The organism is Pseudomonas tolaasii NCPPB 2192 (assembly GCF_002813445.1).
Classification (GTDB): domain Bacteria; phylum Pseudomonadota; class Gammaproteobacteria; order Pseudomonadales; family Pseudomonadaceae; genus Aquipseudomonas; species Aquipseudomonas tolaasii.
Genome location: NZ_PHHD01000001.1, coordinates 3,590,720 through 3,608,092 on the forward strand (window position 1 = coordinate 3,590,720; position 17,373 = coordinate 3,608,092).

Genomic DNA, 17,373 nt, shown 5'->3' on the forward strand with positions numbered 1-17,373 from the left:
GGCATGGATGAGCAAAAAGCCCTGCGGGTGATGCGCACCATGGTCGAAGGCGGCCAGTTGACCGACCCCGACAGTGCCCGGGGCAAGTTGCTGCAAACCGCGGCTCACCTGTTTCGCAACAAGGGTTTTGAGCGCACCACCGTGCGTGACCTGGCCAGCGCCGTGGGCATTCAGTCGGGCAGTATCTTTCATCACTTCAAGAGCAAGGACGAGATCCTGCGTGCGGTGATGGAAGAAACCATCCATTACAACACCGCCATGATGCGCGCCTCGCTGGAAGAGGCAACCAATGTGCGCGAGCGCGTGCTGGCGCTGATTCGCTGCGAATTGCAGTCGATCATGGGCGGCAGCGGCGAGGCGATGGCGGTGCTGGTGTACGAGTGGCGCTCGTTGTCGGCCGAAGGCCAGGCCCAGGTGCTGGCACTGCGTGATGTGTATGAGCAGATCTGGCTGCAGGTGCTGGGCGAGGCCAGGGCGGCCGGTTACATCCGTGGCGACGTGTTTATCACCCGGCGTTTTTTGACAGGTGCGCTGTCCTGGACCACTACCTGGTTCCGCGCCGAAGGCAGTCTGACCCTGGAACAATTGGCCGAAGAAGCCTTGTTGATGGTGCTCAAGGCCGACTAAGCCACTAATTTGATGGCAAAAGTTGTCTCGACTGACAAAAACGCCTAGCTTATCGCCATCAGAGTGTTTAACGGTGTGTGCCTTGATGTTATCGCCATGGCGACTGGCTGCAGGACTGACTTTATGGGCACTGGGCACTGCATACGGGTTGCCGGCTTCGGCTGCGCAACTGGTCAGGATAGGCGCCGCGCACTTTCCGCCCTACACCGTACGTCCCGAGCAAGGGGCCGACACGGGCTTGCTGCCGCAACTGGTGGAAGCCCTGAATGCCGAGCAGACCGACTACCAATTCGTGCTGGTGCCCACCTCGATCCCGCGTCGTTTTCGTGACTTCGAGCAGGGCCGGGTCGACATGGCGATCTTCGAAAACCCCAATTGGGGCTGGCAAGGCATTCCCCACACCAGCGTCGACATGGGCCTGGAAGACGCGGAAATTTTCGTCGCCCAGCGTGAGCCCGGCCGCGATCAAAGCTACTTCGCCGACCTGACCGGCAAGCGCCTCGCCGTGTTCAGCGGCTATCACTATGCGTTCGCCAACTTCAATCCCGACCCGAAAAACATGGCCGAGCACTTCAACGCCACGTTGACCTACTCCCACGACAGCAACCTGTTGATGGTGGCACGCGGGCGCGCCGATATCGCGCTGGTCACCCGTTCGTACCTGAGCGACTTCATGGTGCGCAATGCGGATTTGGCCGGGCAATTCCTGGTGTCGGAGCGCATCGACCAGATCTATCATCACTTCGCCTTGCTCAGGCCGAAGGCGCCGATCAGCGGCCCGACGTTCGCCGGGTTGCTCAAGGGGCTGCGGGACAATGGCCAGATGCTGAAAATCTTCGAACCCTACCGTATTGACGTCACGACGGTCCCCGCGTCGCCCTGACGGGTAAATTTTCCGGCGCTGCTCACGTCACTTCTTCTATCTGCCGACGAATACCATGAGCCGCCACCATGAATGATTTATCTGCCCTGCCATTGCCGGCCGGGCCTGCCCTGAATGCCGATGAAACCGACAGCCGCCTGAGCCTGACCCTCGAAGGCCAGCCGCTGATTCGCCTGCGTCTGGAACGCGGCGATGAACTGCAGGTGCATTTGCAGGAGGCCAACAGCGTCGCCAACGCCCGCGCGTTGTGGAGCGCCTGTTACTGGTTGTTCGCCAGGGAGCCGGCGCGCCAGCGTGTGATCTGGCACCTGGAGCATGCGCCGGAAGATGCGCTGCGCAGCGGCTTGCTGGTGGCAACCGAAACGCCGGGGCAATTTCGCTGCGAGCGCACACTGTTCTGGCAACTGCCTCAACCGTGGCTGGGCCAATCCTTCAGCGGCAGTTACCCGCAACAGATGGTCATCAGCGCCGGCAAACGCCACCCGACCCGCGCACCCAAACCGCGCGGCGAGGTCTACCGGCGTTTCGATGCGCGTCTGGGCGCCTGGGTTTCCTTGCGCACCGTTGAAATCGACGTGGACCTGGCTCGCTTCAATCGCTGGCAGAACAGCACCCGCGTGGCGAATTTCTGGCAGGAAACCGGCAGCCTGGAACAGCACCGCGAGTACCTCGACAAGCTCGACGCCGACCCCCACACCCTGACGCTGATCGGATGCTTCGACGACGAGCCGTTTGCCTACTTCGAAGCCTATTGGGCCAAGGAAGACCGCATCGCCCCGTTCTACGACGCGGGTGATTACGATCGTGGCATTCACATGCTGGTGGGCGAAGAGCATCACCGCGGGCCGCACAAGGTTGCCAGCTGGTTGTCGGCGCTGGTGCACTACCTGTTTCTCGACGACCCGCGCACCCAGCGCGTGGTGGCAGAACCTCGTGCCGATAACGCGAAGATGATCGGCCATATGCACAACCAGTGTTTTCACTGCGAAAAGGAATTTGACTTCCCCCACAAGCGCGCGGCGCTGATGATTCTGGGGCGGGAGCGTTTTTTTGAGCGGTGCGGGTTGGTCTGAGTCGGCATTGAATCCGCAGGCGCCTGGCTGATGTGGGAGCTGGCTTGCCTGCGATGCAGGCGCCTCGGTCTCTCAGTTAAACCCGGTTAATGCCATCGCAGGCAGGCCAGCTCCCACACAACAGCCAGCTTTCATCGGGCTTGATCGGGCGGTCAAACCCGCCGTGCAAACGTATCGCTCTGGCTGCCCGACACCTTGCGGCAGTGCACCAGCGCATCCCGAATCATGAAGTTCACCAGGGTCGGTGACACGCCGAGTTCCTTGGCGATGTCCTTTTGCGGCACGCCGTGCAGGCGGTACATCTCGAAGGCGTAGCGGGTGCGCTGGGGCAGCTCCGTCAGGGCGTCGGCGATGTTTTCCAGGGTGTTGAAGTTGATGTGGGAGGTTTCCGGTGAAGCGCCATGGATGACCACATTCAAGCCTTCCTCTTCGGTGCCGGAGTATTTGAGTTCCAGGGCCTGCTTGCGGTAGTGGTCGATTGCCAGGTTGCGCACGATCTGGAACAGGTAACTGAGCTGGGCCTTGAACGATGAGGTGATCGTCGGCGCCGATTGCAGCCGGAAATAGGCGTCCTGCACGACGTCTTCAGCGCGGGAGCGACAGCCGGTAATGCGTGCCGCGATCTTCACCAGGATCAGCCGGTTGTCGACGAAGGCCTGGAGAAGCGGTGAGTCGCACCTGCCTGTGGATACTTGTTCCGTCATGGAAATCACCTTGTTGCAAAAGAGGTTGGGGGAGGGCGTCCTTGCTGAGGCCTCCTACACATCGGGCAACAAATTATGTTGAATGATAATGATTGTCAAATGAGAAGGCGAACTAATCTTATGCCTTCCCGTTAGGTGCCAGGCGCGTCTCACTCGCCCCTCGCGACTAATTATCCGGCGCCTCCGTCCGTTCTCTTGGGTGACAGGTCCGTTGCGCAGACGGCCATGGATCAGCACCCGCAGGAGGGCGAGATGGGTTTTTATCGTGCACACAGCGTGTTTCAGTTTGGAGTCCTCACACCATGAGTGCGCCGACCCGATTGCGTCTGTTTTGCCTGCCTTACTCGGGGGCCAGTGCCATGGTGTATGCACGCTGGCGCCGGGTTTTACCCGAATGGTTGCAGGTGTGCCCGCTGGAATTGCCGGGGCGCGGCATGCGCATGGACGAGCCCTTGCAGCGCGACATCAAAGCACTGGCGGTGCAGCTGGCCGGCGAAATCAGCCATGAGCTGAACGGCCCGTATGCCGTGTTCGGTCACAGCCTCGGCGGCCTGCTGGGGTTTGAATTGGTGCATGCCTTGCGCGAGCGTGGCCTGCCTGCGCCATTGGCGTTGTTCGCCTCCGGTACTGCCGGCCCGGCCTGCCGTGATGTCAGCGAATACGCCGTCGAAAAGACTGACGAGCAACTGATCGCCCGCCTGCGCGAGCTCAAGGGCACCACCGAAGAGGCTCTGGCCGACCCCGAATTGATGCAACTGATGCTGCCGATCCTGCGTGCCGACTTCCTGTTGTGCGGCAGTTTCAACTATGGCGAACGAGCGCCGTTGGACGTGCCGATCCACGTATTCGGCGGCAAGCAAGACAGCGTGCGCGCCGACCAGTTGCTCGACTGGCAGGCCGATGCGGCCAGTGGATTTTCCCTGGACCTGTTTGACGGCCACCACTTCTTTCTCGTGCAGCACGAAAGCGCGGTATTGCGCTGCCTGCGCCGCTATGCCGACGAACACCTGGCCCGCTGGCGCAATGGCGCGGCGCGGTCCCTGGTCGCCGGCTGAACGCCCTTTATTTCCCGAATTTCCCGCAAGCCGATTTCAGGCAGGAACCCCATGATGGACGCCTTCGAACTTCCCCGCACCCTGGTCGAGTCCCTTCAACGCCGCGCCGCGCAAACCCCGGACCAGATCGCTTTGCGCTTCCTTGCCGACAGTGCCGAGCAGAACGTGGTGCTCAGTTATCACGAACTGGACCAGCGCGCCCGCACCATTGCCGCTGCGTTGCAAGCCAATGCGGCATTGGGCGACCGTGCGGTGCTGTTGTTCCCCAGCGGCCCGGATTACGTTGCAGCGTTTTTCGGCTGCCTGTATGCCGGCGTGATCGCGGTGCCGGCCTATCCGCCGGAGTCCACTCGCCGTCACCATCAGGAACGCCTGCTGTCGATCATCGCCGACGCCGAGCCGCGCTTGCTGCTGACCATTGCCAGCCTGGGCGATGGCCTGGCGCAGATCGACAACGCGCCGCCGGTGCTCAGCGTCGACACGCTGGACGCCGGCATTGCGGGCAACTGGGTCGCCCCCGAACTGCAAGCCGATGACATTGCCTTTCTGCAATACACCTCCGGCTCCACCGCATTGCCCAAGGGCGTGCAGGTCAGCCACGGCAACCTGGTGGCCAATGAAGTGCTGATCCGCCGGGGCTTCGGCATCGACCTCAACCCGGACGACGTGATCGTCAGCTGGTTGCCGCTGTACCACGACATGGGCTTGATCGGCGGCCTGCTGCAACCGATTTTCAGTGGCGTGCCCTGCGTGTTGATGTCGCCTGCTTACTTCCTGGGCCGGCCATTGCGCTGGCTTGAAGCGATCAGCGAATACGGCGGCACCATCAGTGGCGGCCCGGATTTCGCCTACCGCCTGTGCAGCGAGCGGGTCAGCGACACCGCGCTGGAACGTCTGGACCTGAGCCGGTGGCGCGTAGCCTATTCGGGCTCCGAGCCCATCCGCCTGGACACCCTGGAACGCTTCGCCGAAAAGTTCGCCGTTTGTGGTTTTACACCGAACAACTTCTTCGCCTCTTACGGGCTGGCCGAGGCGACGTTGTTTGTCGCCGGCGGCACCCGTGGCAACGGAATCCCGGCGTTGCGCGTGGACGAGCAAGCGCTGGCCGCCAATCGTGCCGAGCCGGGGCAGGGCAGTGCGATCATGAGCTGTGGCACCAGCCAGCCTGAACACGCGGTGCTGATCGCCGACCCGCACACGCTCGCTGAACTGCCGGATAACCGCGTCGGCGAAATCTGGGCCAGCGGCCCGAGCATCGCCCACGGCTACTGGCGCAACCCCGAAGCCACGGCCAAAACCTTTGTGCAGCAGGCAGGTCGCACCTGGCTGCGCACCGGCGACCTGGGGTTTATCCGTGACGGCGAGGTGTACATCACCGGGCGTCTGAAAGACCTGCTGATCGTGCGTGGCCACAACCTGTACCCGCAGGACATTGAGCAGACCATCGAGCGTGAAGTGGAAGTGGTGCGCAAAGGCCGGGTCGCAGCGTTTGCTGTGCAGGACGCGGGCCTGGAAGGCATCGGCATCGCCGCGGAAATCAGCCGCAGCGTGCAGAAAATCCTACCGCCCGAGGCGCTGATCAAGGCGATCCGCCAGGCCGTGGCCGAGGCGTATCAGCAGGCCCCGAGCGTGGTGGTGCTGCTCAACCCCGGCGGCTTGCCAAAAACCTCCAGCGGCAAGGTGCAGCGCGCCGCATGCGGCCTGCGCCATGCCGATGGCAGCCTCGACCGCTATGCGCAATTCCCCGACCTGCCGGCGCAGACGGGCGATGCAGTACCGGAATCCGAGCTGCAGAGCCACATTGCAGCGATCTGGTGTGAGCAGTTGAATATCGCCACCGTCTGCAGTGATGACCATTTCTTCCTGCTCGGCGGTAACTCCATCACCGCGACCCAAGTGGTCGCGCGCTTGCGTGAAACCCTGGGCCTGGAGCTGAACCTGCGTTTGCTGTTCGAGGCACCGAGCCTGGCCGCATTTGCCGCCAGTGTGGCGCGCTTGCAGCAGGACGGCGGCGTGGCGCAGGGTGCGATTCATGCGCTGTCGCGTCAGGAAGAACTGCCTCAATCCCTGGCGCAAAACCGCCTGTGGATCACCTGGCAATTGGACCCGCACAGCAGCGCCTACACCATTCCCGGCGGCCTGCGCCTGCGCGGCGAGCTGGATGAAGATGCCGTGCGCGCCAGCTTCCGGCACCTGATCGGGCGCCACGAAGCCCTGCGCACGCGCTTCTACGAGCGCGATGGCCAAGCCTTCCAGCGCGTGGAGGCAACGGCCGACTTCGACCTGCAAGTCATCGACCTCAGCGACCTGCCCGCGGCCGAGTGTGAGGCCCGCGCGCAGCAAATCCGCGAAGATGAAGCGCGAACCCAGTTCGATCTGGAAAAGGGCCCGCTGCTGTGGGTGACCCTGGTGCGCCTTGACGATGAAGATCACCAGTTGCTGGTGACCCTGCATCACATCATTGCCGACGGCTGGTCGCTGACTGTTCTGATCGACGAATTTTCCAGCCTGTATGCCGCCGCCATTCAGGGGCAAACCCTGGAGCTGCCGCCATTGGCCCTGCAATACGCCGACTATGGCAGCTGGCAGCGCCAATGGCTGGCGCAAGGAGAAGGGCAGCGCCAACTGGCCTACTGGAAAACGCAGTTGGGCGAGGAACACCCGAGTCTGAGCCTGGCCACCGATCACCCGCGCTCGGCGCAGCACCTTCACAGTGCCTCGCGGCACAGCGTGCGCCTGAGCGTCAGCCTCAGCGAGGCGATCCGCCAGACGGCCCAGGCCAATCAGTCCACGCCTTTCATGCTGTTGCTCGCGGCATTCCAGAGCTTGCTGCATCGCTACAGCGGCCAGCGCGACATTCGTATCGGCGTGCCGAATGCCAATCGCCCGCGCCAGGAAACCCAGGGGTTGGTCGGCTTCTTTATCAACACATTGGTACTGCGCGCCGAGCTGGACGGGCAACTGCCGTTCAACCAGTTGCTGGCTGCCACCCGCGAGACAGTCATAGGCGCCCAGGCCCATCAGGACCTGCCATTCGAACAACTGCTCGAAGCCTTCCCGCAAGCCCGCGAACAGGGCTTGTTCCAGGTCATGTTCAACCACCAGCAACGCGACTTGAGCGCCTTGCGCCGCCTGCCGGGCATGCTGGCCGATGAGCTGCCGTGGCACAGCCGTGAAGCCAAGTTCGACCTGCAACTGCACAGCGAAGAAGACCGCAACGGGCGCCTGAGCCTGGCGTTCGACTACGCCGACGAACTGTTCGATGTCACCACGATCCAGCGCCTGGCCGAACACTTCATCAACCTGCTGCACGCCATCACCGAACAGCCGCAGCAGGCCATCGGCGACCTCAAGCTGATGCCGCATGACGAGCAGCAACCCTGGAACGAAGCGCCGTGCACGCCCGCACAGCAATGGCTGCCGGAATTGCTCAACCGCAACACCACCGACGACACCGCGCTGGTCTGGCAGGGCGGCAGCCTGACCTTCGCCCAGTTGCATACCCAGGCCAACCGCCTGGCCCATTACCTGCGCGATAAAGGCGTGGGCCCGGACGTGTGCGTGGCCATCGCCGCCGAGCGTTCGCCACAGCTGTTGATCGGCCTGCTGGCGATCATCAAGGCCGGTGGCGCCTACGTGCCGCTGGACCCGGACTACCCGACTGACCGCCTGGCCTACATGCTGCACGACAGCGGCGTGCACCTGTTGCTCACCCAGACCGCGTTGCTGGAACAATTGCCGACGCCTGAAGGCGTGTGCGTGATCGCCATGGACAGCCTGCATCTGGACAGCTGGCCAACCCAGGCGCCGGGCCTGCATTTGCACGGCGACAACCTCGCCTACGTGATCTACACCTCCGGCTCCACCGGCCAGCCCAAAGGCGTGGGCAACACCCACGCGGCCCTTGCCGAGCGCCTGCAATGGATGCAGGCCACCTACGCGCTGGACGCCACCGACGTGCTGATGCAAAAGGCGCCGATCAGTTTTGACGTGTCGGTGTGGGAATGCTTCTGGCCGCTGATCACCGGTTGCCGCCTGGTGCTGGCGGGGCCGGGCGAGCATCGTGACCCGCATCGCATCGCGCAACTGGTGCAGGAGCATGGCGTGACCACGCTGCACTTCGTGCCGCCGTTGTTGCAGCTGTTTATCGACGAACCGTTGGTGGCCGAGTGCACCAGCCTGCGTCGCCTGTTCTCCGGCGGCGAGGCCTTGCCTGCCGAGCTGCGCAACCGCGTGTTGGCGCAATTGCCGGCGGTGCAGTTGCACAACCGTTATGGCCCGACGGAAACCGCGATCAACGTGACTCACTGGCACTGTCGCGTGGAAGACGGCGAGCGCTCGCCGATCGGCCGCCCGTTGGGCAATGTCATCTGCCGCGTGCTGGACGAGCAGCTCAACCCCGTGCCGCTGGGCGTGCCGGGCGAACTGTGCATTGGCGGCATCGGCCTGGCCCGGGGTTACCTGGGGCGCGCCGGGTTGACCGCCGAGCGTTTTGTCGCGGATGACCAGGGTGCGCGGCTGTATCGCACCGGCGACCGCGCCCGCTGGAACGCCGACGGCGTGCTCGAATACCTCGGCCGCCTCGACCAGCAAGTGAAGCTGCGAGGTTTCCGGGTGGAGCCCGAAGAAATCGAAGCGCGCCTGCTGGCCCTCGACGGTATCGCCCAGGCCGTGGTGCTGGTGCGCGACGCGCAACTGATCGGCTACTACACCGCCCCTGCCGGGCTGGATGAACACCAGGTGAAAGCCTCTCTGGCCGCCGAGCTGCCGGAATACATGGTGCCTGCACTGTTGATGCGCCTGGACGCCATGCCCTTGAGCCCCAGCGGCAAACTCGACCGCCGCGCGCTGCCCGAGCCGGTGTGGCAAATCCGTGAACATGTGGAGCCTGAAACCCCATTACAGCAACAGATCGCCGCCATCTGGCGCGAGGTATTGGGCCTGTCACGTATTGGCCTGCGCGATGACTTTTTCGCCCTCGGCGGCCACTCGTTGCTGGCCACGCAAATCATTTCCCGCACCCGTCAGGCCTGTGACGTCGAGCTGCCGTTGCGCACCTTGTTCGAAGCCAGCGAGCTGGGCGCGTTTGCCGAGCAGGTGAGCCGGTTTCAGGCTGCTGGCCAGCGCAACCAACAAACCGCCATTGCCAGAGTCGACCGCAGCCAGCCGGTGCCGCTGTCCTATTCGCAGCAGCGCATGTGGTTCCTCTGGCAGATGGAGCCGGACAGCCCGGCCTATAACGTCGGCGGCATGGCGCGCCTGCGTGGCGTGCTGGACGTGGGGCGTTTCGAGGCGGCGCTGCAAGCGCTGATCATGCGCCACGAAACCCTGCGTACCACCTTCCCGAGTGTCGACGGCGTGGCGTATCAACAGGTCTCGGCACAAACCGGCCTGCGCATGGACTGGCAGGATTTCACTGCGCTGAACGAAACCGAGTGCCGGCAGCGCCTGCAACAATTGGCGGACGTGGAGGCTCACACTCCGTTCAACCTGGAAACCGGCCCTTTGCTGCGCGCCTGCCTGGTCAAGGCCGGTGAGCAGGAGCATTACCTGGTGCTGACCCTGCACCACATCGTCACCGAAGGCTGGGCCATGGACATTTTTGCCCGTGAACTCAGCGCGCTCTACGAAGCCTTTATCGACGAGCGCGAGTCACCGCTGGCGCCGTTGCCGGTGCAATACCTCGACTACAGCGTGTGGCAACGTCAGTGGCTGGAGTCCGGCGAGCGTCAGCGCCAACTGGACTACTGGACCGCGCAACTGGGTCACGAGCATCCACTGCTGGAACTGCCCGGTGACCGCCCGCGCCCGCCGGTCCAAAGCCATCAGGGCGAGCTGTACCGTTTCGACCTCAGTGATGACCTCGCCGCCCGCGTGCGGGCTTTCAATGCCGAGCGCGGCCTCACGCTGTTCATGACCATGACCGCCACGCTGGCCGTGTTGCTCTACCGCTACAGCGGCCAGACCGACCTGCGCATCGGCGCGCCGGTGGCCAACCGTATCCGCCCGGAGAGTGAAGGGCTGATCGGTGCATTCCTCAATACTCAAGTGCTGCGTTGCCGGCTCGATGGGCAGATGAGCGTCGGCGAGCTGTTCGAGCAAGTGCGCCACACCGTGATCGAAGGCCAGTCCCATCAGGACCTGCCCTTCGACCATCTGGTGGAAGCCCTGCAACCCCCGCGCAGTGCGGCGTACAACCCGCTGTTCCAGGTGATGTGCAACGTGCAGCGCTGGGAGTTCCAGCAAAGCCGCCAACTGGCGGGCATGACCGTCGAATACCTGGCCAACGATGCCCGCGCGACCAAGTTCGACCTCAACCTGGAAGTCACTGACCTCGACCATCGCCTGGGTTGCTGCCTGACGTACAGCACCGACCTGTTCGACGAGCCGCGCATTGCCCGCATGGCCGAGCATTGGCGCAACGTGCTGGAAGCCTTGATCGCCGACCCGCTACAACGCCTCAGCGAATTGCCGTTGCTGAGCGCGGCTGAACAGCGCGTGTTGCAAGACAGTCTGGGGGCCGAAAAAGGTCAGCATCGTCTCGATCAGTGCCTGCATCAACTGTTCAGCCAGCAAGCGATGGCCCGAGGTGATGCGCCGGCGCTGACCTTCGCGGGAGAGACGCTGAACTACCGCGAGCTGGATTCGCGTGCCAACCGCCTGGCCTGGATGCTGCGCGAGCGCGGCGTCGGCCCGCAGGTGCGCGTCGGCCTGGCGCTGCCGCGCTCACTGGAAATGGTCATCGGCCTGCTGGCGATTCTCAAGGCCGGCGGCGCCTACGTGCCGCTGGACCCGGAATACCCGCTGGACCGCCTGCATTACATGATCGAAGACAGCGGCATCGGCCTGCTGCTCAGTGACGCGGCGATGTTCGAAGCCCTGGGCGAGTTGCCGGCGACGGTCGCTTGCTGGTGCCTGGAAGATGACCTGCCCGTGCTGGGCAATTACCCGGCAGATGCGTTGCCGTCGATCAGCCTGCCGCAGCATCAGGCGTATCTGATCTACACCTCGGGCTCCACCGGCAAGCCCAAGGGCGTGGTGGTGTCCCACGGTGAAATCGCCATGCATTGCCAGGCTGTGATCGAGCGTTTCGGCATGCGCCCTGACGATTGTGAGCTGCACTTCTATTCGATCAACTTCGACGCCGCCACCGAGCGTTTGCTGGTGCCGTTGCTCAGTGGCGCGCACGTGGTGTTGCGTGCCCAGGGCCAGTGGGACGCGGAGGAAATCTGCGCGCTGATCCGCGCCCATCGCATCACCATTCTGGGGTTCACGCCGAGCTACGGCAGCCAGTTGGCGCAATGGCTGGCGACCCAACAGCAAACCCTGCCGGTGCGCATGTGCATCACCGGCGGTGAGGCGCTGACCGGCGAACACCTGCAACGCATCCGTGCCGCGTTCCGCCCCGAAGTGTTTTTCAATGCCTATGGCCCGACTGAAACCGTGGTGATGCCACTGGCCAGCCTCGCGCCGCAGCACCTGGAAGAGGGCGCGGGCAGTGTGCCGATCGGCAGCATTATTGGTGATCGCGTGGCTTACATTCTCGACGCCGACCTGGCACTGGTGCCCCAGGGCGCGCAGGGTGAACTGTATGTGGGCGGGGCCGGTCTGGCCCAGGGTTACCACGAGCGGCCGGGGATGACGGCGGAGCGGTTTGTCGCCGACCCGTTTGCCTTGAACGGTGGCCGTTTGTACCGCACCGGCGACCTGGTGCGCCAACGCGCCGACGGGTTAGTCGAGTACCTGGGGCGTATCGACCATCAGGTAAAAATCCGTGGTTTCCGCATCGAGCTGGGCGAGATTGAAACCCGCCTGCTCGAACACGAGGCCGTGCGTGAAGCGGTGGTGCTGGCGCTGGATTCGCCCAGTGGCAAGCAGTTGGTGGCCTACCTGGTCAGCGACGCCGAGCACGGTGCCTTGCGCGAGTCCCTCAAGACGCATCTGAAAGCGCAACTGCCGGACTACATGGTGCCCGCGCACCTGATCGTGCTGGCCGGCATGCCGTTGACCGCCAACGGCAAACTCGACCGTCGCGCATTGCCGCAGCCTGATCCTGAAGCCAACCGCCAGCAGTACGTGGCGCCGCGCAGCGAGCTGGAGCAAACCCTCGCGGCGATCTGGTGCGCGGTGCTGAACGTGCAGCGCGTCGGCCTGGACGATAACTTCTTCGAACTGGGCGGCGATTCGATCCTGTCGATCCAGGTGGTCAGCCGTGCGCGGCAGGCCGGGATTCACTTCAGCCCCCGCGACCTGTTCCAGCACCAGACCGTGCAAACCCTGGCGGCCGTGGCCACGCGAACCGAGCAGGTCACCGCCGAGCAAGGTGTGTTGACCGGCCCTTCCGGCCTCACGCCGATCCAGCATTGGTTCTTCGATACCGACATCCCCAACCGTCAGCACTGGAACCAGGCGCTGCTGCTCAAGCCGCTGCAATTGCTTGACCCCCACCGCCTGGAGCAGGCGCTGCTGGCGGTACTGGAACATCACGACGCCTTGCGCCTGAGCTTCACCCCGCGCGATGCCCAGTGGCATGCCGAACACCTGGCCGTGCCTCAGGGCGGCGTGCTGATGCAGGCGCAAGTGCGTGATATGGACCAGTGCACCGCCTTGTTTACCGACACCCAGCGCAGCCTTGACCTTGCCCACGGCCCGCTGCTGCGCGCCTTGTTGGTGGACGGCCCCGAGGGTCAACAACGCTTGCTGATCGCGATCCATCACCTGGTGGTGGACGGCGTGTCGTGGCGTGTGCTGCTGGAAGACCTGCAAAACGTTTACCGCCAACTCAGCGATGGCCAGTCCGTCAGCCTGCCGGCCAAGACCAGCGCCCTGCGTGACTGGGCCGCACGCTTGCAGGCCTACGCGGGCAGCGAGTCCCTGCGCGAAGAGTTGAGCCTGTGGCAGGCTCAACTGGCGGGCCCGGCTGTGGAGTTGCCGGTGGATCGCGCGCAGGGTTCGCTGCGCAACCGTGATGCCGACACCGTCAGCGTGCGCCTGGATGCCGAACACACCCGCCAGTTACTGCAGCAGGCGCCGAGCGCCTATCGCACTCAGGTCAACGACCTGCTGCTGACGGCCCTGGCTCGCGTGCTGTGCCGCTGGAGCGGCCATGACTCGGCGTTGATCCAGCTGGAAGGCCACGGCCGCGAAACCCTGTTCGATGAAATCGACCTGACCCGCAGCGTCGGCTGGTTCACCAGTGCTTACCCGCTGCGTTTGACGCCGCAGGCCGAGCAGGGCGCTTCGATCAAGGCGATCAAGGAGCAACTGCGCGGCGTGCCGCACAAAGGCCTGGGGTATGGCGTGCTGCGCTACCTGGCCGACGACCCGACCCGGCAGACCCTGCAGGCGTTGCCGCAGGCGCCAATCACCTTCAACTACCTGGGGCAGTTCGACCAGAGCTTTGGTGCCGATGCGCTGTTCCATCCGCTGGACGAGTCGGCCGGTCTGGCCCATGACCCGGATGCGCCGCTGCCTAACGTGCTCAGTGTCGACGGCCAGGTGTACGGCGGTGAGCTGGTGCTGCGCTGGACCTTCAGCCGCGAGCGTCATGATCAACAGACCATTGTCGCGCTGGCCGAGGCGTATCTGGCCGAATTGCAAAGCCTGATCGTGCATTGCCTCACGGGCGAAGCCGGCGGCCTCACGCCGTCCGACTTCCCCCTGGCGCGCCTGACCCAACCGCAGCTGGACGCCTTGCCGGTACCCGCCAGTGCCATTGAAGACGTGTACCCGCTGACGCCGATGCAGGAAGGCCTGCTGCTGCACACCTTGCTGGAACCGGGCACCGGCCTGTACTACATGCAGGACCGCTACCGCATCAACAGCGCCCTGGACCCGGAGCGTTTCGCCCAGGCCTGGCAGGCGGTGATCGCACGGCATGAAGCCTTGCGCGCGTCGTTCTGCTGGAACGTCGGCGAGGACATGCTGCAAGTGATCCACAAACCGGGCAGCACGCCCATTGAGTACCTCGACTGGAGCAATGATCCCGAAGCCGAGCACGAGCCGCGCCTGCAAGCGCTGCTCAAGGCTGAGCGCGAAGCAGGGTTCGATTTGCTCAACCAGGCGCCGTTTCACCTGCGCCTGATCCGTGTGGGGGAAGCGCGCTACTGGTTCATGATGAGCAACCACCACATCCTGATCGATGCGTGGTGCCGCTCCCTGCTGATGAATGATTTCTTCGAGATTTACATGGCCCTCGGCGAAGGCCGCGACGCGCAGCTGGCCACGCCGCCGCGCTACCGCGACTACATCGCCTGGCTGCAACGGCAGAACCTCGCCGAAGCGCGCCAGTGGTGGCAACAGAACCTGCAAGGGTTCGAGCGCACCACGCCGATCCCGAGCGACCGGCCTTTCCTGCGTGAACACGCAGGCCACAGCGGCGGCATGGTAGTGGGCGATTGTTACACCCGCCTAGATGCCCGCGAGGGTGCGCACTTGCGCGAACTGGCCCAGGCCCACCAACTCACCGTCAATACCTTCGCCCAGGCGGCGTGGGCGCTGGTGTTGCGCCGCCTGAGTGGCGACCGCGACGTGTTGTTCGGCGTCACCGTGGCCGGTCGCCCGGTGGAAATGCCTGAAATGCAGCGCACGGTGGGCCTGTTCATCAACAGCATCGCGCTGCGGGTGAAACTGCCCGAGGATGACCAGCGTTGCAGCGTGCGCCAGTGGTTGAGCGGGCTGCTCGACAGCAATATGCAGCTGCGCGAGTACGAATACCTGCCGCTGGTGACGATCCAGGAACACAGCGAGTTGCCCAAGGGCCAACCGCTGTTCGACAGCCTGTTTGTGTTCGAAAACGCCCCGGTGGAAGTCTCGGTGCTGGATCGTGCGCAAAGCCTGAACGCCACCTCGGATTCCGGCCGCACCCACACCAACTTCCCGCTGACGGCCGTGTGCTACCCCGGCGATGACCTTGGCCTGCACCTGTCTTACGACAAACGCTACTTCGACGAAACCACCGTGCAAGGCATGCTCGGCGAGTTCAAGCGCCTGCTGCTGGCACTGGTGCAAGGGTTCCATGGCGACATGGCCGACCTGCCGTTGATCGGTGAGCAGGAACGTGAATTTCTGGTGGAGGGTTGCAACAGCAGCGCCCATGACTACCCGCTGGAGCGCAGCTACATCGAGCTGTTCGAAGAGCAGGTGGCCGCGCACCCGCAACGGATCGCCGCCAGTTGCCTCGACCGGCAATGGAGCTACGCCGAGCTGAACCGGCGCAGTAACCGCCTGGGGAATGCGCTGTTGCAGGCGGGCGTCGGGCTGGATCAGCCGGTGGCCTTGCTGGCCGAGCGCAGCCTCGACCTGTTGGGCATGATCATCGGCAGCTTCAAGGCCGGTGCCGGTTATCTGCCGCTGGACCCGGGCCTGCCGAGCCAGCGCCTGAGCCGCATTATCGACCTGAGCCGCACGCCGTTGCTGGTGTGCACGCAGGCGTGCCGCGAGCAGGCGCTGGAACTGCTCGAAGCGTTCGCCTGTTCCGCGCGGCCAAAGCTGTTGATCTGGGAGGCGCTGGCGCAGGCCGACACCAACCCGGGCATTTACAGTGGGCCGGATAACCTCGCCTATGTGATCTACACCTCGGGTTCCACCGGTTTGCCCAAGGGCGTGATGGTGGAACAGCGTGGCATGCTCAATAACCAGTTGAGCAAGGTGCCGTACCTGAACTTGAGCCCGGCGGACGTGATCGCGCAAACCGCGTCGCAGAGCTTCGATATTTCCGTGTGGCAGTTCCTCGCCGCGCCGCTGTTTGGTGCGCGGGTGGCTATCGTGCCGAATACCATCGCCCACGATCCGCAAGGTTTGCTGACCCACGTACAGGCCCAGGGCATCACCGTGCTGGAAAGCGTGCCGTCGCTGATCCAGGGCATGCTTGCCCAGGAACACATCAGCCTGGACGGCCTGCGCTGGATGCTGCCGACCGGCGAGGCGATGCCGCCGGAGCTGGCGCACCAGTGGTTGCTGCGTTACCCGCAGATTGGCTTGGTGAACGCGTATGGCCCGGCGGAATGCTCGGATGATGTGGCGTTCTTCCGCGTGGATTTGGCTTCTACCCGTGGCACCTACCTGCCGATCGGGACGCCGACCGACAACAACCGCCTGTACCTGCTGGACGGCGCGCTGGAGCTGGTGCCGCAAGGCGCGGTCGGCGAGTTGTGTGTGGCCGGGACGGGGGTAGGGCGTGGCTATGTCAGTGATCCGCTGCGCACGTCTTCAGTGTTTGTGCCCAACCCCTTCGGCGCACCCGGCGAACGTTTGTACCGCACCGGCGACCTGGCGCGCCGCCGCAGCGATGGCGTGCTGGAGTACGTGGGGCGTATCGACCACCAAGTGAAAATTCGCGGCTATCGCATCGAACTGGGTGAAATCGAGGCGCGCCTGCACGAACAGCCGGAAGTGCGTGACGCCGCAGTGGGCGTGCAGGAAGGCGTCAACGGCAAGCATCTGGTGGGTTACCTGGTGGCTGCCGATGCGGCCCTGAACCCGAGCGAACGCCTCGACCGTATCAAGCAGCGCCTGCGTGCCGAACTGCCGGAATACATGGTGCCGCTGCACTGGCTGTGGCTTGAACGCCTGCCGTTGAACGCCAACGGCAAACTTGATCGCAAGGCCTTGCCCGCGCTGGACATCGGCCAGTTGCACAGCCAGGACTACCTGGCACCGCGCAACGAACTGGAAAGCACATTGGCCGGGATTTGGGCCGACGTGCTGAAAGTTGAAAAAGTCGGCGTGCAGGACAACTTCTTCGAACTGGGCGGGCACTCGTTGCTGGCCACGCAGATCGCCTCCCGCGTGCAGAAAACCCTGCAACGGGATGTGCCGCTGCGGGCGATGTTCGAGTGCAGCACGGTGGCGGAGCTGGCCGAATACATCGAAGGGTTGGCAGCCAATGACATCAGTGCCGAGAAGGTGGACCGTTTGAGTGATTTGATGGCGGAGCTGGAAGGGCTTTAATCCGCTTTGCCTGTCAGGGCCTCATCGCGGGCAAGCCCGCTCCCACATTTTGAACGGTGAAAACATTCAAGTGTGGGAGC

6 protein-coding genes are annotated in these 17,373 nt (G+C 64.0%); 5 read left to right on the plus strand and 1 reads right to left on the minus strand.

Annotated elements, in window-relative coordinates:
• The first annotated feature begins 3 nt into the window (after positions 1–3).
• From ATI14_RS16720 to ATI14_RS16730, 3 genes are all read left to right on the plus strand, one after another.
• Positions 4–627, plus strand: a complete 624-nt coding sequence (locus ATI14_RS16720; RefSeq protein WP_016973400.1) for a TetR/AcrR family transcriptional regulator — start codon at positions 4–6, stop codon at positions 625–627.
• Between the two features lie 85 nt (positions 628–712).
• Positions 713–1,510, plus strand: coding sequence for a substrate-binding periplasmic protein (locus ATI14_RS16725; protein WP_031320251.1), 798 nt, complete (start codon positions 713–715; stop codon positions 1,508–1,510).
• A 68-nt stretch (positions 1,511–1,578) separates the two neighbouring features.
• The gene (locus ATI14_RS16730) at positions 1,579–2,583 is read left to right on the plus strand and encodes a GNAT family N-acetyltransferase (protein WP_016973402.1); all 1,005 of its coding nucleotides are present in this window, start codon (positions 1,579–1,581) and stop codon (positions 2,581–2,583) included.
• 152 nt (positions 2,584–2,735) lie between these two features.
• Here the strand turns inward: ATI14_RS16730 and ATI14_RS16735 are convergent, their stop codons facing one another.
• The gene (locus ATI14_RS16735) at positions 2,736–3,287 is read right to left on the minus strand and encodes an RNA polymerase factor sigma-70 (protein WP_016973403.1); all 552 of its coding nucleotides are present in this window, start codon (positions 3,285–3,287) and stop codon (positions 2,736–2,738) included.
• A 302-nt stretch (positions 3,288–3,589) separates the two neighbouring features.
• Between ATI14_RS16735 and ATI14_RS16740 the strand changes: the two genes are divergently transcribed.
• Both ATI14_RS16740 and ATI14_RS16745 read left to right on the plus strand, forming a co-directional pair.
• A complete protein-coding gene (locus tag ATI14_RS16740) occupies positions 3,590–4,342 on the plus strand; it encodes a thioesterase II family protein (RefSeq protein ID WP_016973404.1) in 753 nt (250 codons plus the stop codon).
• A 51-nt stretch (positions 4,343–4,393) separates the two neighbouring features.
• Complete coding sequence (locus ATI14_RS16745) at positions 4,394–17,293, plus strand: non-ribosomal peptide synthetase (RefSeq protein ID WP_080520588.1); 12,900 nt, start codon at positions 4,394–4,396, stop codon at positions 17,291–17,293.
• Positions 17,294–17,373: the final 80 nt, after the last annotated feature.

Coding starts and splice junctions, on each gene's coding strand:
- ATI14_RS16720 (WP_016973400.1), top strand. CDS start 4: ATGGATGAGCAAAAAGCCCTGCGGGTGATGCGCACCATGGTCGAAGGC.
- ATI14_RS16725 (WP_031320251.1), top strand. CDS start 713: ATGTTATCGCCATGGCGACTGGCTGCAGGACTGACTTTATGGGCACTG.
- ATI14_RS16730 (WP_016973402.1), top strand. CDS start 1,579: ATGAATGATTTATCTGCCCTGCCATTGCCGGCCGGGCCTGCCCTGAAT.
- ATI14_RS16735 (WP_016973403.1), bottom strand. CDS start 3,287: ATGACGGAACAAGTATCCACAGGCAGGTGCGACTCACCGCTTCTCCAG.
- ATI14_RS16740 (WP_016973404.1), top strand. CDS start 3,590: ATGAGTGCGCCGACCCGATTGCGTCTGTTTTGCCTGCCTTACTCGGGG.
- ATI14_RS16745 (WP_080520588.1), top strand. CDS start 4,394: ATGATGGACGCCTTCGAACTTCCCCGCACCCTGGTCGAGTCCCTTCAA.